Annotated in this window: 18 protein-coding genes and 1 pseudogene; 2 read left to right on the top strand and 17 right to left on the bottom strand. The window is 33.8% G+C overall.

Annotation, left to right across the window (positions count from 1 at the left end):
• Window positions 1-23: 23 nt before the first annotated feature.
• From N3C_RS04130 to N3C_RS04145, 4 genes are all read right to left on the bottom strand, one after another.
• Window positions 24-803 carry an electron transfer flavoprotein subunit beta/FixA family protein gene (locus tag N3C_RS04130; RefSeq protein WP_074364800.1) on the bottom strand — a complete coding sequence of 260 codons (780 nt, stop codon included), beginning with the start codon at window positions 801-803 and terminating at the stop codon, window positions 24-26.
• Between the two features lie 20 nt (window positions 804-823).
• Window positions 824-1,963, bottom strand: coding sequence for an acyl-CoA dehydrogenase (locus tag N3C_RS04135; RefSeq protein ID WP_074364801.1), 1,140 nt, complete (start codon window positions 1,961-1,963; stop codon window positions 824-826).
• A 19-nt stretch (window positions 1,964-1,982) separates the two neighbouring features.
• Window positions 1,983-2,765, bottom strand: a complete 783-nt coding sequence (locus N3C_RS04140; RefSeq protein ID WP_074364802.1) for a short-chain-enoyl-CoA hydratase — start codon at window positions 2,763-2,765, stop codon at window positions 1,983-1,985.
• Window positions 2,766-2,946: 181 nt separating this feature from the next.
• Window positions 2,947-3,591 (bottom strand): redox-sensing transcriptional repressor Rex, encoded by a 645-nt coding sequence (locus N3C_RS04145; RefSeq protein WP_074364803.1) that lies wholly within the window; start codon window positions 3,589-3,591, stop codon window positions 2,947-2,949.
• Window positions 3,592-3,937: 346 nt separating this feature from the next.
• On the opposite strand from N3C_RS04145, the gene abc-f reads away from it, so the two are divergent.
• Window positions 3,938-5,854, top strand: a complete 1,917-nt coding sequence (gene abc-f, locus N3C_RS04150; RefSeq protein WP_074364804.1) for a ribosomal protection-like ABC-F family protein — start codon at window positions 3,938-3,940, stop codon at window positions 5,852-5,854.
• A gap of 18 nt (window positions 5,855-5,872) precedes the next feature.
• On the opposite strand, the gene N3C_RS04155 is transcribed toward abc-f, so the two are convergent.
• From N3C_RS04155 to N3C_RS04205, 11 genes are all read right to left on the bottom strand, one after another.
• A complete protein-coding gene (locus N3C_RS04155; protein WP_373432795.1) occupies window positions 5,873-7,201 on the bottom strand; it encodes a S1C family serine protease in 1,329 nt (442 codons plus the stop codon).
• A 168-nt stretch (window positions 7,202-7,369) separates the two neighbouring features.
• Window positions 7,370-7,699: a phosphoribosyl-ATP diphosphatase gene (gene hisE / locus N3C_RS04160; RefSeq protein ID WP_074364805.1), complete on the bottom strand. Its 330-nt coding sequence runs from the start codon at window positions 7,697-7,699 to the stop codon at window positions 7,370-7,372.
• 152 nt (window positions 7,700-7,851) lie between these two features.
• Window positions 7,852-8,175, bottom strand: coding sequence for a phosphoribosyl-AMP cyclohydrolase (gene hisI / locus N3C_RS04165; RefSeq protein WP_074364806.1), 324 nt, complete (start codon window positions 8,173-8,175; stop codon window positions 7,852-7,854).
• A gap of 18 nt (window positions 8,176-8,193) precedes the next feature.
• Window positions 8,194-8,955 carry an imidazole glycerol phosphate synthase subunit HisF gene (gene hisF, locus N3C_RS04170; protein WP_074364807.1) on the bottom strand — a complete coding sequence of 254 codons (762 nt, stop codon included), beginning with the start codon at window positions 8,953-8,955 and terminating at the stop codon, window positions 8,194-8,196.
• 16 nt (window positions 8,956-8,971) lie between these two features.
• Window positions 8,972-9,679 carry a 1-(5-phosphoribosyl)-5-[(5-phosphoribosylamino)methylideneamino]imidazole-4-carboxamide isomerase gene (hisA, locus tag N3C_RS04175; protein ID WP_074364808.1) on the bottom strand — a complete coding sequence of 236 codons (708 nt, stop codon included), beginning with the start codon at window positions 9,677-9,679 and terminating at the stop codon, window positions 8,972-8,974.
• On the bottom strand, window positions 9,676-10,281 hold the full coding sequence (gene hisH / locus N3C_RS04180) for an imidazole glycerol phosphate synthase subunit HisH (protein WP_074364809.1): 606 nt from the start codon (window positions 10,279-10,281) through the stop codon (window positions 9,676-9,678). The genes hisA and hisH overlap by 4 nt, the downstream gene beginning before the upstream one ends.
• A 12-nt stretch (window positions 10,282-10,293) precedes the next feature.
• Window positions 10,294-10,881, bottom strand: coding sequence for an imidazoleglycerol-phosphate dehydratase HisB (gene hisB, locus N3C_RS04185; protein ID WP_074364810.1), 588 nt, complete (start codon window positions 10,879-10,881; stop codon window positions 10,294-10,296).
• 36 nt (window positions 10,882-10,917) lie between these two features.
• A complete protein-coding gene (hisC, locus tag N3C_RS04190; protein ID WP_074364811.1) occupies window positions 10,918-11,976 on the bottom strand; it encodes a histidinol-phosphate transaminase in 1,059 nt (352 codons plus the stop codon).
• Window positions 11,976-13,262: a histidinol dehydrogenase gene (gene hisD, locus N3C_RS04195; protein ID WP_074364812.1), complete on the bottom strand. Its 1,287-nt coding sequence runs from the start codon at window positions 13,260-13,262 to the stop codon at window positions 11,976-11,978. The genes hisC and hisD overlap by 1 nt, the downstream gene beginning before the upstream one ends.
• Complete coding sequence (hisG, locus tag N3C_RS04200) at window positions 13,259-13,903, bottom strand: ATP phosphoribosyltransferase (protein ID WP_074364813.1); 645 nt, start codon at window positions 13,901-13,903, stop codon at window positions 13,259-13,261. Before hisG ends, hisD begins: the two co-directional genes overlap by 4 nt.
• Window positions 13,900-15,159, bottom strand: a complete 1,260-nt coding sequence (locus N3C_RS04205) for an ATP phosphoribosyltransferase regulatory subunit (RefSeq protein ID WP_074364814.1) — start codon at window positions 15,157-15,159, stop codon at window positions 13,900-13,902. Before N3C_RS04205 ends, hisG begins: the two co-directional genes overlap by 4 nt.
• Window positions 15,160-15,409: 250 nt before the next feature.
• On the opposite strand from N3C_RS04205, the pseudogene N3C_RS04210 reads away from it, so the two are divergent.
• Window positions 15,410-16,453: pseudogene (locus tag N3C_RS04210) on the top strand (M42 family metallopeptidase).
• A gap of 39 nt (window positions 16,454-16,492) precedes the next feature.
• On the opposite strand, the gene N3C_RS04215 reads toward N3C_RS04210, so the two are convergent.
• The gene (locus N3C_RS04215) at window positions 16,493-18,217 is read right to left on the bottom strand and encodes a MutS-related protein (RefSeq protein WP_083604409.1); all 1,725 of its coding nucleotides are present in this window, start codon (window positions 18,215-18,217) and stop codon (window positions 16,493-16,495) included.
• Window positions 18,214-19,047 (bottom strand): alpha/beta hydrolase (locus N3C_RS04220; RefSeq protein WP_074364815.1); only part of this gene is annotated, 834 nt, incomplete at its 5' end. The genes N3C_RS04215 and N3C_RS04220, both read right to left, overlap by 4 nt.

The following is a 19,047-nucleotide window of genomic DNA, read 5'->3' on the forward strand; positions in this document are numbered from 1 at the left end:
TTCACAATCCTCCTCATAATCCATTAGATGTAGTGTTTTTCTTTAAGCTTTACCACAATGTAGGATGCTGCATCCTCAGCATCTCTGTTGATTAATTCTCCGCCGCCCTTAACTTCTTTTGCCCAGGACTTCTTAACCTTTGTTGGGGATCCAGAAAGACCAAGTTTTGACTTATCTACATCTATGTCATCAGCGCTCCAAATCTTTATTTCCTTGTTGGCAGATGCAAATATATCTTTAGCATTCATATATCTTGGCTTGTTTAGTTCCTTAATTGCTGTTAATAAAACTGGACTTTTAACTTCAACTATTTCATGACCATTTTCTAATGCTCTATTAACAACTAACTTATCTCCTTCTACCTTAACTTCTTGTACATATGTAACCTGAGGAATATTTAAATGCTCAGCTATTTCTGGTCCAACCTGTGCAGTATCTCCATCTATAGCCTGTCTTCCAGCAAATATTATATCATAATCTAATTTTCTTATAGCTCCAGCTAAAGCTACGGATGTAGCTAAAGTATCTGCTCCTGCAAAGGCTCTGTCTGTGATTAATATAGCTTCATCAGCACCCATGGATAAAGCTTCTCTTAAAGCATTTTTTGCCTGTAGAGGTCCCATGCTAACAACTGTTACCTTTGCACCATACTTATCCTTCAAAACTAAAGCTTCTTCTAAAGCGTGCTTATCCTCTGGATTTATTATGGAAGGTACTCCTTCTCTAATAAGAGTTCCAGTTTTAGGATCTATTTTAACCGCTGTAGTATCTGGTACTTGCTTTAAACATACAACTATATTCATCTGCTCTTCCTCCTACGAATTTATTTGAAAAGATTTCCTGAAATAACCATCTTTTGAACCTGTGAAGTTCCTTCATAGATTTCTGTTATCTTAGCGTCTCTCATCATTCTTTCTACTGGATATTCCTTAGTGTATCCATATCCACCAAAGGCCTGAACTGCCTTAGTAGTAACTTCCATAGCTACTTCTGATGCAAATAATTTTGCTCTTGCAGCATCTACAGTATATGGAAGACCCTGATCCTTTAACCAAGCTGCCTTATAAACTAAATGTCTTGCAGCCTCAATTTTAACTTCTAATTCTGCCATCATCCACTGTAAACCTTGGAAAGCACTTAATGGTTTTCCGAACTGTTTTCTTTCCTTCATATAGTTAACTGCTTCTTCAAAAGCACCTTCTGCTATACCAAGAGCCTGAGCTGCTATACCAATTCTTCCTCCGTCAAGAGTCTTCATAGCTATACCAAAACCTTTTCCTTCTTTTCCAAGTAGGTTTTCTTTTGGTACTATGCAGTTTTCCATGATTAATTCTGTAGTAGAGGATGCTCTAATACCTAATTTGTTTTCTCTCTTTCCTATGGAGAATCCTGGGAAGTCTTTTTCAACTATGAAAGCAGAAATTCCTCTAGTACCTTGGCTTCTATCTGTCATAGCAAAGATTATGAAAGTATCTGCTACACCACCGTTTGTGATAAATACCTTGCTACCATTTAATACGTAATGATCACCTTCTAAAACTGCAGTAGTCTGCTGTCCAGCGGCATCTGTTCCAGCGTTTGGTTCAGTTAAACCAAAAGCCCCCAACTTTCTACCACTAGCAAGGTCTGGTAAGTACTTAGCCTTCTGCTCTGGAGTTCCAAAAGCATCAATTACGGAAGCACAAAGAGAAACGTGTGCTGATAGAATAACACCTGTAGTAGCACAAACCTTTGATAGTTCTTCAACAGCTAATATATAAGATAGGCTATCTCCACCTGCTCCTTCGTATTCTGGCTTAAATGGTATTCCGAAAAAGCCTAACTTAGCCATTTTCTTTACATTTTCCATTGGGAACTCTTCTGTCTCATCTATCTCAGCTGCAATTGGTTTTACTTCATTTTCGGCAAACTCTCTTACCATTTGTCTAACTAATTCTTGTTCTTTTGATAATGTAAAATCCATTCTTCATTGCCCTCCTAAATTATTTGTTTTGAAAATTCTTATCTCTCTTTTCTACAAAAGCTGTCATACCTTCTTTTTGGTCTGCAGTAGAGAAACATTCGCCAAAGGCTTCTGCTTCGTACATAATTGCAGTATCTATGTCACATTGCATACCTTTGTTTATAGCAGCTTTTGAAAGTTTAACTGCAATAGGTGCATTGGCAGCAATGGTCTCAGCCATATTTTTAGCTTCTTCCATAAGCTTATCAGCTTCTACTACCTTATTTACTAAACCTATTCTTAAAGCTTCATCAGCTTTCATCATTCTTCCTGTATATATTAATTCCTTAGCCATAGCTGTACCAACAAGTCTTGGTAATCTCTGTGTTCCTCCAAATCCAGGAGTAATGCCTAATCCAGTTTCAGGTTGTCCAAATTTAGCTTTTTCTGAAGCTATTCTTATATCACAAGCCATAGCTAACTCGCAACCTCCGCCTAAAGCAAAGCCGTTTATTGCAGCTATAACTGGTTTTTCAAGGTTTTCTAATCTTCTGAACACTTTATTTCCTAATATAGAGAATTTTCTTCCTTCTATAGTATTTAAGTCTTTCATTTCTGTTATGTCTGCTCCGGCAACAAATGCTTTTTCACCAGCTCCTGTCAAAATCACAGCGTAAATTTCATCGTCATTTTCTAAATCAGCAATTATGTAGTCAAGTTCTTTTAAAGTTTCAGAGTTTAATGCATTTAATGCCTTAGGTCTGTTTATTGTTATAGTGGCTATTCTTCCTTGCTTTTCTATAGCAACATTTTTTAATTCCATTTGGCAATCCTCCCTTTAAAGCTTGTTAATAATATAACAATCCAGAACAAAAATAATTGAAGCTATCTTTAGCTCCAATTACAATTATAACTATAAGATTATCACTTTTCAATAGTAAAAAAACATATTTTATTCAATTTACTCAAAAGCACTTGTTAATTGTTTAACACCGGCGGACAATTTACTTATTCTGTTTATCTTTCTCGTTCAATAAATAGGTTAATGTTAAAATACTTTCGCTTAAATGAACATTCTCAACTATTACATCTTCTGGTACACCCAAATCTACAGGAGCGAAATTCCAAATACCTCTAACGCCACCTCTTACTAACATATCACATACCTTTTGGGCATTTATACTAGGCACACAAATAATACCAATATCTATACTATTATTCTTTAAGAAGTTATTTAATTGATCTATATCTTGTATTTCCACATCTCTTATTTTTAAGCCTATTAGCTTAGGATTTGCATCGAATATAGCTTCTAGAGAAAAACCTAATTTATCAAATCTAGTATAATTAGCTATAGCTTGCCCGATGTTACCAGCACCAATTATTACTTCTTTATACACTCTATCTAGTCCTAAAATAGAATTTATCTCATTATACAAGTCTCTTACATTATAACCATAGCCCTGTTGGCCAAAGTCACCAAAACAGTTTAAATCCTGTCTTATCTGTGATGCAGTAAAGCCTATTTTTTCACTTAGCTCTTTAGAAGAAATTCTATCCACATCGTTATTCAACAATTCTCTTAGATATCTTTGATATTTAGGCAATCTTTTTATTACTGCCATTGAAATATTCTTTTTACGTTCCATAGCACACTCCTCAATTTTTTAGTTTATATATGAATTTCTACTACTTACATATACAATACTATACATCTCTTGTTATTATCATATACGAATCTTCGAAATGTCAATCGTATTTTTAAATGCAAAATCTTCAAATTTATATTGTATAAATTATAGTTTAATACATTCTTAGTTTTAAATAACCAATGATATAATATTATTATAAATAATGTAATTAATAAAATCTAGAATCTATTCTTTTGCTTTCTTTATTAACATTTGAATCTCATATGCATTCATATTATAATGATAAAGAGTTTCAAAAGAAAGCTAAAGTTATAAGAAAAATTCTTAAAGGATTGATAATAGTATGATTATTTTAAGTTGTAAAAATGTATGTAAAAGCTATGGAATAGATGTAATATTAAAAGATATCACCTTTAATATTAACGAAGGGGATAAAATTGGTTTAATTGGTTCCAACGGAGCTGGTAAATCTACCTTATTCAAAATACTAACCGGTGAAATTCAACAGGATAGCGGAGAAGTTTATATTGATAAAGGTAAGACCGTTGGTTATCTATCCCAGCATCTTTCTCTAAACAGTAATAATTCTATATATGAGGAAGCACTTACCGTCTTTCAGCCACTAATAGATCTTGAAAATAAAATAAAAAATCTTGAGCTTAAAATGGCTGAGCCCTATGACGCTTCTAAGGAAGCTTATCACAATAAAATAATTAAAGACTATACTCTAGCTTGTGACCTCTTTGAAAAGAGAGGGGGATATACCTATAAAGGTGAGGTACATAGAGTACTTACAGGACTTGGCTTCACGGAAGAAGACTTTTCAAAGGAAATAGGTATTTTAAGCGGAGGTCAAAAAACAAGAGTTGCCCTATGCAAACTTCTTTTGACTAAATCAGATTTAATACTTTTAGACGAGCCAACAAACCATTTGGATTTAAAGGCTATAGAATGGCTTGAAGAGTATTTAAAAGCTTATAAAGGTACTGTTGTAGTTATCTCTCACGATAGATTCTTTCTAGATTCTGTCACCAACGCCACCTTTGAAATATCTAGAGGTAAGATTAGCTGTTATAATGCTAGCTACACCAAGTTTTTGGAACTTAAGAAAAAGGATCAAGAGGCCCAATTAAAAGCCTATAACATACAACAAGCAGAAATTAAAAGACAAGAAGAAATAATCGCTAGATACCGCTCCTTTAATAGGGAGAAAAGTATTAGAGCTGCAGAAAGTAGAGAAAAAGCTCTAGCAAAAATTGAACGTATAGAAGCACCAGACTCTGACGAAAGAGCTGCAAGAATTTCCTTTGAAGCTCTAATAAAAAGCGGTAATGATGTACTTCATGCAGAGAACCTTTCAAAGAGTTATGGAGATAAGCTACTATTTAAAAATGTTTTCTTTGATGTAAAACGTGGAGACAAAACTGCTATAATCGGTGATAACGGCAGAGGAAAAACTACGCTGTTCAAAATCATTTTAGATCAAGTACAAAGTGATAGCGGTTTTGTACATACAGGAAAAAATGTGTATCCCGGTTACTATGATCAAGAGCAATCGGACCTCTGCGAAGAAAAAACAGTATTAGATGAGATATGGGACAGCTTCCCAGAAATGACTATCACAGAACTTAGAAATGCATTAGCAGCCTTCTTATTTACTGGTGATGATGTATTTAAAGTTATATCCACCTTAAGCGGTGGTGAAAAATGTAGGATTAATCTTTTAAAGCTTATGTTAGCAAAAAACAATTTACTACTATTAGACGAACCTACAAATCATCTAGATATAATGTCTAGAGAAGCCTTAGAAGAAGCTTTGCTAGAATACGACGGTACCTTAATGGTAATTTCCCATGATAGATACTTCCTTAATAAAGTTATTAATAAAATCTATGAACTTAATGAAGATGGAATAAAAGAGTATCATGGTAACTACAGTTATTATGTAGAAAAGAAAAAGAGTTCAAATGCTACAACAGATTCAGCTCCTATGGATACAGGCTTAACAAAAACAAAAATTCAAGAAGAGAAGAAGAAAAAACGTGAACTAGAAAAGGCTGAAAGAGAAAGGGCTAAAAGAATTAAAACTTTAGAAAAACTAATTGCTGATAAAGAAGAAGAAGTAAAGGAACTTAACCATCAGCTCTGTCTAGAGGAAGTATACTCCAATCCAGAAAAGAGTCAAGAAGTACACCGAAAAATCACAGAGTTAGAGTCTGAAATTGAAAGTTTATACGAAGAATGGGAAGAAATTGTTTAATTTCTTCCCATTTCTTTTTTATTCTGTTAATTTAACTTGAAATTTTTTATATTCATCATCAGTGTATCTGTATACTTCTACTTCTACCTTATCACCAATAGCATGTTTGCTCTTTATTTTATTAATTTCATCTACTGATTTTACAGTCTGTCCGTCAAATTTAACTATTATATCACCAACTCTTATACCAGCCATTTGAGCACCACTAAAATCTTGAACTTCCGCTACAAACACACCTTCCACTAATCCTTTTTGCTTTGCAGTAGTTTTATCTATGCTTTGTCCTGCAATACCAAGCTTTGGCACTGGCTTAGATAAATCATCTAATTTATCCTTTACTAGATCTATTGGAATAGCAAATCCCATACCATCAACACTTACTGTACCGGTGCTAGAAATTTTAGCAGTATTTATTCCTATAACCTGTCCCTGTGAATTAACTAGCGGTCCACCACTATTACCACTATTTATAGCTGCATCTGTTTGAATATATGCTATATCTTTATCTCCAAGTTTTCTGTTTACCGCACTAACAATTCCACTAGTAACAGAGCCTAAAAATTCTTTACCAAGAGGATTTCCAATAGCTACTACTGTTTCCCCAACTTGTAAAGATGAAGAGGTTCCTAGTTCAACTACTCCTGGTACCTCCACATCCTCTGTGATTTTTACAATAGCAATATCATGATTTGCATCAGAATTTACTACCTTAGCTGCAACTTCTTTACCATTGTTGAAAATCACCTTAACTTCTGTAGCACCAGCTATAACATGTTGATTAGTTAATACATAACCTTCTTCGTTTATAATCATTCCAGATCCTATACCCTCTGAAATCTGTTCATTACCAAACCAGTCTATTCCTGCCACACTTTTTGTAGATACACCAACTACTGCTGGACCAACCTTCTTAGCTATTTCAGAAATAGTTAATGCTCCTTCTTCTGTTGCTACTGTAGTTGGGTGAAGATTATAACTAACTGAATTAGAGCTAGTAGTACTAGTAGATTTTTTTGATACTGCTTCGTATAAAGGAGTATTTTCAAAGAAATCTGTCTTTGGAAGCAAGTAAAGTGCAGAACCAAGCGTAGCCCCAGCACCTATAGTAGCACATATAACTCCTACTAAAACATAGGACATAGCTTTTCTAAAAGTACCATTTTTCATTTTAATCTTTACCTTCTTTGGTTCACTATAATTTGAATTTACACTATTCATTTCAGTGGTATTTTCAGTATTTTCTTCCACCTGTGGATTAAACATATAAAAGTTTTCTCCTGCAATATAGTCTTTATGTTCATTATTTAAATTATTATTCAAATTATCATTGTTATTAAAATCCATAATTATACCTCCCTTTGCTTTTCATCGTATTTACTTTATGTATTAATAATAAAACTATTATGTGACAATCCTGTGTCAATGCTGTGACAAAATGATGTCATTTTTAAATAAAAATAAACCTCCTTATGTACAATAAACTAACATAAAGAGGTTTGATTCTAGTAAAATAAGCTATAAATTAGTTATTTCAGGTCTTTCAGGCTTTTTATTAGCAGTTTTCTGTCTTCTTTTCTCTAACTCTTCTCTTATTTCTTCAAGGCTAATATCCTTTTCTGCCATAAGAACCATTATATGATAGCAAAGATCACAAATCTCTGTTATCAATTCTGTCTTGTCCGTATTTTTTGAGGCCACAATTACTTCCGTAGATTCCTCTCCAACCTTCTTTAATATTTTGTCTATCCCCTTATCAAATAAGTATTTAGTATAGGAGCCTTCTATAGGATTTATTTTTCTATCTTTTATTACTTGGTACAATTCCTCTATAACCTTCTCATTCATAAATTTCTTCTTCCTCTCTTAAACACATTTAAATGTTTCAATAAAAGGTTGATATCTAAAAAAACTTGTCCATCAACACTTTTTTTAAACATAGCGCTATGCAAATTATTTTACATCTCCATCAATATCACTGTTAATATTTCACTTTAAAACTATATGTTCTTTAAATCTGTGAAGAAACAGCTTCTACTTCCTGTATGACAGGCTGGTCCAATCTGATCTACCAGTATTAAAATAGTATCCTTATCACAGTCTATTTTCATATCCTTAACAAACTGAAAATGTCCTGAGCTTTCTCCCTTGTTCCAAAGCTTTTGTCTTGATCTGCTATAGAACCATGTCTTGCCAGTTTCCAATGTTAGCTTAATAGATTCCTCATTCATATAAGCTAACATGAGAACTTCCTTAGTTTCATAGTGCTGAACTATAGCAGGAATTAAGCCATCTTTATTATATTTAATTTTATCCTTTATCATCTTTACACCCCAATTTTATTATAGTCGCACAGGAATGTTAGTCTTAGTCAAATACTCTTTTACCTCTTTTATTGTAAGTTCTCTATAATGAAATAGAGAAGCTGCTAAGGCTGCATCTGCCTTAGTTTCTTGGAAAACCTCTGAAAAGTGTTCTAGCTTACCGCAACCTCCGGAGGCTATTACAGGAATATTTACCCTTTCTGATACTGCCTTAGTTAAGGGAACATCAAAACCATTTTTCGTTCCGTCGGCATCCATGCTGGTTAAAAGTATTTCTCCAGCCCCAAGCTTTTCTACTTCCCTTACCCATTCTAGAAGATCTATGCCTGTATCAATTCTTCCTCCGTTAATAACTACATTCCAACCACTACCATCTTCTCTCATTTTTCCGTCCACTGCTACCACAACACATTGACTACCAAACTTTTCTGCAGCCCTACTAATCAAATACTTATCTCGTACCGCTGCTGAGTTAACTGAAACCTTATCTGCTCCCGCTCTTAATATTTCTTTGAAATCATCTATATCTCTTATGCCCCCTCCAACGGTCAAAGGAATAAATACCTTTTCAGCTGTTCTTTCAACTACATCAATCATGATGCCTCTACCTTCATGGGTAGCGGTTATATCTAAAAAAACTAACTCATCAGCACCTTGCTCATTATAATACTGGGCTATTTCCACCGGATCTCCTACATCCTTTAAATTAACGAAGTTTATTCCCTTAACAACTCTCCCCATATTTACATCTAAACAGGGAATTATCCTTTTTGTGAGCATATCTTTCCCTACCTTCCTATACTTTTAGTGCTTCTGCCAGCGAAAGAGTGCCATCATATATGGCCTTTCCAGTTATAGCCCCATAAAGTTCCATTGCCTTTAAGGCTTTAATATCTTCTAAATCCTTTATGCCACCAGAAGCAGTTACTTTACAGCTTACCTTTTCCTTTAAGGCCTGCAATTGCTCAAGATTAGGACCTTTTAAGGTTCCATCTCTGCTTATATCCGTAAAGATTATGTTATCTACTCCAATATCCTCCATTTTAAGAGCAAAATCTATATAGTTTACATTACTGGTATTTAACCAGCCCTCTATGCTCACCTTACCATTCTTTGCATCTATGCCTACTGCTATGTGCTGTCCAAACTCCTTTACTGCTTCCATTACCATCTGTGTATTTTTTAAAGCAACGCTACCTAGGATAACTCTGCTGATGCCCTTATTAATTAGCCTGTCAATGGTCCTTAAATCTCTAATTCCTCCACCAAGCTCCACTGGTACCTTTACTCGTGAAACTACATTGATAATAATATCCTCGTTAACCGTTCTTCCTTCCAAGGCTCCATCTAAATCCACCATATGGATATATTGTGCTCCTGTTTCTTGGAATTTTTCTGCCACCTCCACTGGATCCTCTGCCACTTTGGTAGGCTTTGAAAAATCTCCTTGATAGAGTCTGACACATTTACCTTGTCTAATATCTATAGCTGGAATAATAATCATTTTACCAACTCCCCAAAATTTTTTAATATCTTCATACCAGTATCTCCGCTTTTTTCCGGATGGAACTGAGCGCCAAAGACCTTTCCCCTACTTACTACTGCTGGAACCCTTACACCATAAAGGGTGCATGCTTTTAAATCATCCTGATTCTCAACAATAGCATAGTAAGAATGAACAAAATATACGAAGCTTTCATTATCAATACCTTCTAGTAGTTTGCAAGGATTATCTAAATATAAGTTATTCCATCCCATATGAGGAATCTTAACATAATCCGGCAACTGGTGAATTTCACCTTTTATAATCCCAAGACCTTCACATTCTTTAACCTCATAGCTCACATCTAATAACAATTGCATTCCTAAACATATACCTAAAATAGGTTTATCATCTTTTACAAAGTCTTTTATTAATATATCTATGGATCCTTCCTTTAAATTTTTCATGGCATCAGGAAAGGCACCAACCCCTGGCAATATAAGACCTTTTGCCTTTGACAGTTCCTCTGCATTATTGCTAATAAAAGCCTTATATCCTAATACCTCTAATGCCTTTTCTACACTTCGAAGGTTCCCCATACCATAATCAATAATGCCAATCAAAATTAGCCCCCCTTAAAGTACGCCTTTTGTAGACATGACTCCCTTTATATTTTCATCTATAGTTACAGCTTCCTTTAAAGCTCTACCAAAGGCCTTAAAAATTCCTTCTATTTTATGATGATTATTTTTTCCATACATAATTTTTATGTGAAGAGTAATACCTGCATTAAAGGCTAAAGCTCTAAAAAACTCTTCTACCATTTCCGTATCTAGTTCTCCTACTCTATCTACAGTAAAGTCCACATCAAAAACCAAATAGGCTCTTCCGCTTATATCTAAAGATGCAAAAGCTAAACTTTCATCCATAGGAGTATAGGCAGTACCATATCTCTTAATACCTACCTTATCTCCTAGGGCCTCCTTTATACATGTACCTAAAGTAATACCTACATCCTCTACGGTATGGTGGCAATCTACATGCAAATCTCCCTTAGCCTTTACCTTTAAATCCATTCCTCCATGGGCTGCCATAAGGTTTAACATATGATCAAAGAAGCCTATACCTGTATCTATATCGCACTTTCCCTCTCCATCTAAATTTATTGCAACCTTTATATCTGTTTCCTTAGTTTCTCTTTCTTTTTCAGAATATCTGCTCATAAATCTTTTGGGCTAAAGCCCCTCCTCCTTTTATACTTATTTCAGATCTTCTAACACACAAGTTATAGCTTCTAAAACTCTAATATTTTCCTCTCTACTACCAGCGTTTATTCTTAAATATTCACCAAAGCATCGGATAGCTATGCCCTGATCTCTCAAAACTTCGTATACTTCCTTTCCTCTTTCAGACTTAATATATATAAAATTCGAACTAGTAGGATATACCTTAAATTTATTACCTTGATCTAGCTTACATAGCTCCTCATATAAATAATCTCTTTCTTTAACTATCTTCTGAATATTATCTTTAATAATATCAGGATGTTTTAGTATAACTGAAGCAGCAACTTGTGATAAGGAATTTACATTGTAGGGCGGCTTTACCTTTTTATAATTATTGATTACTAATTCTCCTGCAATTATGAATCCAACCCTAGCAGCAGCTAGCCCCATGGCCTTAGAACAAGTTCTTAAAACTGCCAAGTTCTCATACTTTGCAACTAAATCTACTACCGTTTCTCCGCAGAATTCATAATAAGCTTCATCCACTACTACCAAAGCATTTGTTTGCTCTACTATTTTTATGATATCTTCCCTACTTACTACAACACCTGTAGGGTTATTAGGTGTTGAAAATATTATTATCTTTACATCTTCATTTAGTGCTACATTAATAAAATCCTCTACATCAAAAGTTAAATTTTCATCTAAGGCATAGTCATATACATAGGCTCCTATCAAGGAAGCATAGAACTTATACATAGAAAAATCTGGCTTTAAGGTTAGCACCCCATCCCCACAATTTAAGAATCCATTCATTAAGGTTTGTATTATTTCATCAGAACCATTTCCTGCTAAAATATATTTTGAATCTACACCACAGTACTGTCCATATAAACGGCACAAGGACTCTGCCTCAGGATCAGGATATCTGTTGTAGATAACCTTCATTAAAGCTTCACTTAATTCTTCCTTTAAACTTTCGGGGAAATTTAAAAAGCTTTCGTTAGCATCTAATTTCACCCTGTATTCCCTCTTATCTACCACATAAGGCTCTATTCTATTTAACTTATCATTAATAACTAGCTTTCCCATTACTTTAACCTCACTTTTAAGGAGTTGGCATGAGCAGTGAGTCCTTCTGTTTCTGCTAACTTAATTGCTTCATTGCCTATCTTTAAGAAAGCTTCCTCTGTATAGTACAAATAGCTTGATTTCTTAATAAAGCTATCCACTGATAGAGGAGAGAAAAATCTAGCTGTTCCACTAGTAGGTAGCACATGGTTAGGACCTGCAATATAATCTCCTAAAGGTTCTGGTGCATAAGCTCCCAAAAATATGGAGCCAGCATTTTCAACATCCCCTAAGTATCTCATAGGTTCCTTAACCATTAGTTCCAAGTGTTCAGGAGCAATGTCGTTGGCAAGTTTCAAAGATTCTTTTATATCCCTTGTTACTATAATTGCACCATAATCCTCGATAGATCTAGTAATAATATCCTTTCTACTCATGGACTTTAATTGAGAATTCAGTTCTTCTCTAACTTTATAGGCTAAATTCATATCATCTGTTATCAATATAGCTGAAGACAACACATCGTGCTCTGCTTGAGACATTAAATCTGCTGCAATAAATTCTGCATTGGCATCCTTATCTGCCACAATTAAAATTTCACTTGGTCCTGCAATCATATCTATATCCACATTTCCATAGACATTTCTTTTAGCTGTAGCTACATAAATATTACCTGGTCCTACAATTTTATCCACCTTAGGTATACTTTCTGTACCATAGGCTAAAGCCCCAATGGCTTGAGCTCCTCCAATCTTAAATATTTGATCTACACCAGCAACTTTAGCAGCGGCTAAAATATTAGGATTAACTTTTCCATCCTTTGATGGCGGTGTAACCATAACTATATTTTCTACCCCCGCTACCTTAGCTGGTATAGCATTCATCAGCACTGAAGATGGATATGCCGCTGTACCACCTGGAACATACAAACCTACCTTTTTTAACGGCCTTACCTGTTGTCCTAGTAAAACTCCATCTTCCTTGGTAACCATCCAGGAGCGCTGTTTTTGATTTTCATGATAGAACCATATATTATTCTTAGCCGTATTTAAGGCCTTAAGAAAATCCTTATCTACAGAATTTACTGCCTCTTCTATTTCTTCTTTGGTAACTTGAAAATCCTTTATATTAACCCCATCAAAATTAGCAGTATACTCAAATAGAGCCTTATCTCCATTTTTCTTAACATCTCTTAATATAGTTTCCACAATTTGATGTACTTCTTGTTGAACCTCATCGCTTCTACTTTTTAAGTTTTCAATACATTGCTTTTCTATAACCCCATCAGCCTTTATTATTTCAATCATTCTTCCTTCACTCCATCCACATAGTTTTGAACCTTTTTAATTAAGTCTTCCATCTCTGTTTTTTTCATTTTTAGACTAGCTACATTGGCAATCATTCTGGCACTTATTGGACATACTTCCTCTAAGACTACTAGCCCATTTTCCCTTAAGGTTGTACCAGTTTCCATAATATCTACAATGGCATCGGCCAGTCCTAGTATTGGAGCCAACTCCACCGAACCTTCTATTTTAATAATTTCTACATCCATACCCTTGCTAGCAAAATGCCTTCTTGCAACTTCTGGATATTTGGTAGCAATTTTCTTTTGATTGTAACCACTATATAAATTGGTGTCTCCTTTAGAAGCTACTATGAATTTACATTTTCCGATCTTTAAATCCACAACCTCATAATAGCTTCCTCCAACCTCCATTAAGGTATCCTTACCTACTATCCCTAAATCAGCCACACCATGCTCTACATAAGTTACTACATCATTGGCTTTTGCAAGGAAGAAATCTAAATTGTATTCTTCCTGATGAAAGATTAACTTTCTTCCTTTATCCTTAAGGATACTACAATCTATCCCTACCTTCTCAAAGATCTCAACTGCTCCCTTTTCCAGCCTACCTTTAGTTAAAGCTATCTTTAAATTTTTCATATCTCTTCCTCCACCTTAAATAAGCCTACTAAAGTATTTTTATTAACACTGTATCTGTATATTTCCTCATCTCCATCTAGAATCAAAACATTTTCTACTCCCCTATTTTTTGCATAATCTATAGTAGCTCCTTTATCTGAGTATAAAGATAACTCACACTTATAGCCCTTCTTTACTAAGCTTTCCAATAATTCATTACCTAAGCCTAGCTTCTCTACATTGCAATGAATGATATAATCGGGAGTTATGCTTCCACTAATATGATGATTTTGCTTCTTTAATACCTCTAAAATTCTATCAACATTTATAGCAAATCCGGTAGCAGGCACCTCCAACCCAAAATTACTAACTAACCCATCATATCTTCCACCATAAAGCACGTCATAACCAACGCCATCTATATAAGCTCTAAAAATTAATCCGGTATAATAATTTATATGATGAACCATTCCCAAATCTAAGGAAATATATTGGCTAAGCTTCATGTCATCCAGCATCTTATATATCTTTTGAATATCATTAAGAGCATCTAAAGCCATAGGATTAGTAGTTAGCTTTTTAGCCCTTTCCAATAGAGATATATCGCCAAATAAAGCTGGAAGCATATTTAAGACTTCTATTTTTTCCTTACTTAAAAGCTCTGATTTTTCATTTAAAAAATCTCTAAGCGCAGCAAAATTTTTATTTTCAATAAATCTTCGTATTTTCTCTTTATCTTCCATCTCTAAAGGTAGTTCATCCATAATACCTTTAAAAAAGCCTACATGGCCTAACTCTAATTTAAAGTTTTCAACGCCGGCTACTAAGAGAGCTTTTACCGCCGTAATTATAACTTCCACATCTGCTCTTAAGCCTTTGCAGCCAATTAACTCTACTCCTGATTGAGTAAACTCATTTCTTTTACCATTTAGATCCTCATTAGTTCTAAATACATTTTGGCTATAGCATAACTTTAAAGGATAGAAGCTATCCTTTAATTTTGTTCCAGCTAACCTAGCAATAGGTGTAGTTATATCCGGTCTAAGTACTAAGATCCTTCCCTTACTATCAAATAACTTATACATATCCTCTTGATCAATCCATAAGCTGTCCCCTGCATATACATCATAAAACTCCAAAGTGGGAGTAATAATCTCCATAAAACCTCTTTGCAAATAAACGCCTTTAAGCAAAGATTCCACATGATTCTTGTCTGCACAATCTACAAAGAGTATATCTCTAGTACCCTCCGGAATACTTTTTTTCCATCTTCCCATAAACTCAGCCCCTAACTTTATCACTTTATCATGCTAATATACTAAAATATTACCAATATTAAGATAGCTTGTCAATATCTTTATTACTGAATAAATATAGATTAGATCTTTGATACTGCTTTTTTCTTGGTCAGAAGAAGAATAATGAATTAAAAAGATATTTTTTATAGTAACCACTTTTTTATTACTGCTTAAAGCTTTTGTGCTATAATATCTTGTAAATGACTTAATATACTCACGAGGTGATAATATGTTCAACATTGATAAGGATAAATTAATTTATTATCTTAAAAACTTAATTTCCATCGGGAGTCCTTCCGGCTATACCCATAAGGTTATGAATTATATACAGGATGAACTTTCAAAACTACAAATTCCTTATAAAACTACAAATAAAGGAGCTCTTATAGTTTCTTTTGAAGGACAAAATAAGGATTATGAAAGAACCTTTTCTGCTCATGTAGATACTTTGGGAGCTATAGTAAAGAATATAAACTCTAAGGGTACTCTTTCCTTTCTACCTATTGGAGGCTTTATGATGACTTGTATCTAAGGTGAAAACTGTACCATTGAAACTTCCAGTGGCAAAAGCTACAGCGGAACTATACAAACCATAAAACCTTCGGTGCACATTAGCGGCAATGAAGCTAGAGAATTAAAAAGAACTCCTGAAAACATGGAAGTAATTATAGATGAGAAGGTATCTTCAAAGGAAGATGTAGAAAAATTAGGTATATCTGTAGGAGATTTTATTTGCATAGATACTAGGTTTAGAATCACTGATAGTGGCTTTATAAAAAGTAGGTATCTAGATGATAAGGCTAGTGCTGCAGCCCTTTTATATTGTATTAAATATATACATGAGCATAAATTAGAGCTTCCTTACACTATAAACTTCTTCATAAGTAATTACGAAGAAGTGGGACATGGAGCAACCGCAGGAATTCCAGAGAAAACAAAGGAATTTATTGCTGTAAATATGGGAGCACCAGGGTTGGATCAGAATTCTTCTGAATACTCTGTATGTATTTATGCAAAGGATTCTTCAGGACCTTATGACTATGAATTGCGTCAAAGACTTGTTGATGTTTGCTCCAAAAATAGTATTCCATTCAAAATTGATATCTACCCTTTCTATGGCTCTGACGCCTCTGCTGCTCTCAGCGCTGTTTGGGATGTAAAAACTGCCCTTATTGGCCCAGGTGTATTTGCTTCTCATGGATATGAAAGAACACATATGGAATCCTTAGAAGCCACAACAAGACTAGTTTTACAATATGCTATTACAGAGTAATTCAACAAAAAAAGATTCAGCTAGGCTGAATCTTTTTTATTATAAACTAATTCTTTCTTTTGCTCTTTTCACTATACTTTCTGGATATCCTAAATAAGCTAACAGCTTAATAGCATTTCTAGTATTAGAAACTCCCTTTCTTATTTTATAATCAAATTTAATTCCTTCATCACTGTTCACATCTTCTTTAAAGTAATAACATTCATAATTATCCTTCACAAGCTCTGTTAATTCTAAGTCATGGGTAGCTATTATAGCTGTAGTATTTTTGCTTATTATGTACTCCATTATTTCTCCAGAGGCACTAATTCTTTCTACAGGATTCGTACCTCTAAATATTTCATCTATTATGCAAAGGATAGGATATTTGAGTCCACATTGCTTTATTATTCTCAATATGGATTCCGCTTCTCTTAAATAATAACTCTTGCCATCCACAACACTATCACTAGGGCTTATGGAAGTCATGATATGGTAGAAGGCAGCCTGATATTTATCTGCTTGCACCATATAAAAGGTTTGAGCAAAGAGAGTAGCAATACCTATAGATCTTAAAAAAGTTGATTTTCCTGACATATTGGATCCTGTAATAATTACTCCACCCTGCTCTATGCATATATCATTAGGTACAGCTTCTTCTATAAGAGGATGAATCAAGCCTTCTACACTTATTCCTAGCTGTCCCGCTGTAAACTTTGGTGTTACAAATTCACCAATCTCTTCTCTATAAGAGGCTATTGAAATAAAGCAATCTATTTCTCCTACTATCCTATACAATCTTTGTAAAACTTCTCGATTTTTGTTTATATCTGCTATTACTTTATAATAGTTTCTCTCCTCTACAAGAAATAAAATTCTATAATAGTCAGCAAATACATCAACACCTTCAGGAATGCCTATATTACTATTTCCTCTTGCAATACCTTTAACTTTCTCATATATTTCCTTCATTTCTTTTATGTACGGATTCAAAGTAGAATTATTTTCTTGGCAAAGGAAGCCAGCAAACTTTATTAATTCAGATAAGTATCTTAAAGCTTTTATACTTACATCATTTTTAACTCCATGATTTGTATGTATATATACGTTTATACCAAAACATATAACAAAGGGTACAAATACTGAAGAACCCATAAAAGGTATTAATAGCAATGATGCAACTGGCAGTCCAGCTGCCACATTGCATATCAATCTCATATAAGGTTTAACTTGCGCTTCTTTCCAGAGTAATGAACTTAGATCATCATCTTTCATCTTTCCAACGTAATATAAGGCTATCTGAATCTTTTCCCTAAAATACTTATCTTCTTGAAAAAGTCTAATTATTTTATCTCTATAGATCAAAGGCTCCTCCTGAAATAAAGGAGTTCTTAATATATGGTAAAGAACCTGTTCCCCAGAAGTAGTAAGGTTTCTATCTAACATTATGTATATTTCATCCATATTTAGATCTTCCCAGGTTTGGTCATCCATATATACTTCATTATTGTCCTTTGATAAAATATCAAAATATCTTCTGCTAATATCTAAATTTCTCTTTTTATCCCTAAACTGCCCCCAGCTTTCTTCTATAATTCTAAGCACTTTTAACTTTTCTTTCTTCTTTGTAAAGTAGTAGCTGCAATATAAAAAAATTATAGACAAGAGAAAAGCTGCATAATATATTTTATTAACATTTCTTCCTAAAGTATAAGCAAAATAGGCAACTCCAGCTGTAGCTGCTAAAGATAGAATATTTAAATTAGAATAGATCTTTTCATTCATTTTTTCTGCTTTTTTGCCTCCTTAACAATTTTATTAATGGCTTTAACAACCGCTTCTGGTCTATCTACTTGAATATAGCTACTAGAGTCCTCTACAATCACTTGCTCAGCTTTAGATGATAACTTCTCCAAATTACTTTGTTTATTAATATAATCATTATCCTTTTCTTCATCATTATATTTATTAGCCGGTGTTAATATATGAAGAAATATATCTCCCAAGGCATCATCTTCTTGTATTTTACCTTTATAATCCTTTAAAATTTGAAGCTCTTTGTAATAGGCTGAATAGTGTTTAGAAGTTACTCTTTGAGATAAAAACAATTCTTTTTCGGTATTGGAAAGATTCTTTAAGAATGCTTCATCATTTTTAAAGATCTTGGTCTTATAAGTTAATCTAAGTCCTCCAAAATAAGAAAAAAATCTTCCTACTCCCGCTTTCATTAATTGCTTATTTATAGACTTTTGAAATTCTTCAGATTTTATATCTTCCTCCATTAGACTATCTATTAAAACCACTCCAGACACATTTTCAGGATACTTTTTAGCAAATTCCGTAGCTATTAAACCACCATATCCATGTCCTACTAAAACATAGGGCGAATATACTCCAGACCTTGATAAAGCATTTTTCAACTCTGAAATAGTTTTTTTCATATCTACTTCTTCTCCTGAAGAATCACTCCAACCATATCCATTTCTATCATAACTAAAAACTTTATAATCATCCTTAATTTTTTCTTTTACATCATTCCATTGCTCTATAGGGGTATTGATATCATTAATAAATACTATGGAATAAGAACCTGACCCAGAAGTATTAGTTAAACT

The organism is Clostridium sp. N3C (genome assembly GCF_900095445.1).
Lineage (GTDB): Bacteria > Bacillota > Clostridia > Clostridiales > Clostridiaceae > Clostridium_AU.

Excerpts from the sequence above, each read along its gene's own strand:
- N3C_RS04130 (WP_074364800.1), bottom strand. The coding sequence starts at position 803 with ATGAATATAGTTGTATGTTTAAAGCAAGTACCAGATACTACAGCGGTT.
- N3C_RS04135 (WP_074364801.1), bottom strand. The coding sequence starts at position 1,963 with ATGGATTTTACATTATCAAAAGAACAAGAATTAGTTAGACAAATGGTA.
- N3C_RS04140 (WP_074364802.1), bottom strand. The coding sequence starts at position 2,765 with ATGGAATTAAAAAATGTTGCTATAGAAAAGCAAGGAAGAATAGCCACT.
- N3C_RS04145 (WP_074364803.1), bottom strand. The coding sequence starts at position 3,591 with ATGGAACGTAAAAAGAATATTTCAATGGCAGTAATAAAAAGATTGCCT.
- abc-f (WP_074364804.1), top strand. The coding sequence starts at position 3,938 with ATGATTATTTTAAGTTGTAAAAATGTATGTAAAAGCTATGGAATAGAT.
- hisE (WP_074364805.1), bottom strand. The coding sequence starts at position 7,699 with ATGAATGAGAAGGTTATAGAGGAATTGTACCAAGTAATAAAAGATAGA.
- hisI (WP_074364806.1), bottom strand. The coding sequence starts at position 8,175 with ATGATAAAGGATAAAATTAAATATAATAAAGATGGCTTAATTCCTGCT.
- hisF (WP_074364807.1), bottom strand. The coding sequence starts at position 8,955 with ATGCTCACAAAAAGGATAATTCCCTGTTTAGATGTAAATATGGGGAGA.
- hisA (WP_074364808.1), bottom strand. The coding sequence starts at position 9,679 with ATGATTATTATTCCAGCTATAGATATTAGACAAGGTAAATGTGTCAGA.
- hisB (WP_074364810.1), bottom strand. The coding sequence starts at position 10,881 with ATGAGCAGATATTCTGAAAAAGAAAGAGAAACTAAGGAAACAGATATA.
- hisC (WP_074364811.1), bottom strand. The coding sequence starts at position 11,976 with ATGGGAAAGCTAGTTATTAATGATAAGTTAAATAGAATAGAGCCTTAT.
- hisD (WP_074364812.1), bottom strand. The coding sequence starts at position 13,262 with ATGATTGAAATAATAAAGGCTGATGGGGTTATAGAAAAGCAATGTATT.
- hisG (WP_074364813.1), bottom strand. The coding sequence starts at position 13,903 with ATGAAAAATTTAAAGATAGCTTTAACTAAAGGTAGGCTGGAAAAGGGA.
- N3C_RS04205 (WP_074364814.1), bottom strand. The coding sequence starts at position 15,159 with ATGGGAAGATGGAAAAAAAGTATTCCGGAGGGTACTAGAGATATACTC.
- N3C_RS04215 (WP_083604409.1), bottom strand. The coding sequence starts at position 18,217 with ATGAATGAAAAGATCTATTCTAATTTAAATATTCTATCTTTAGCAGCT.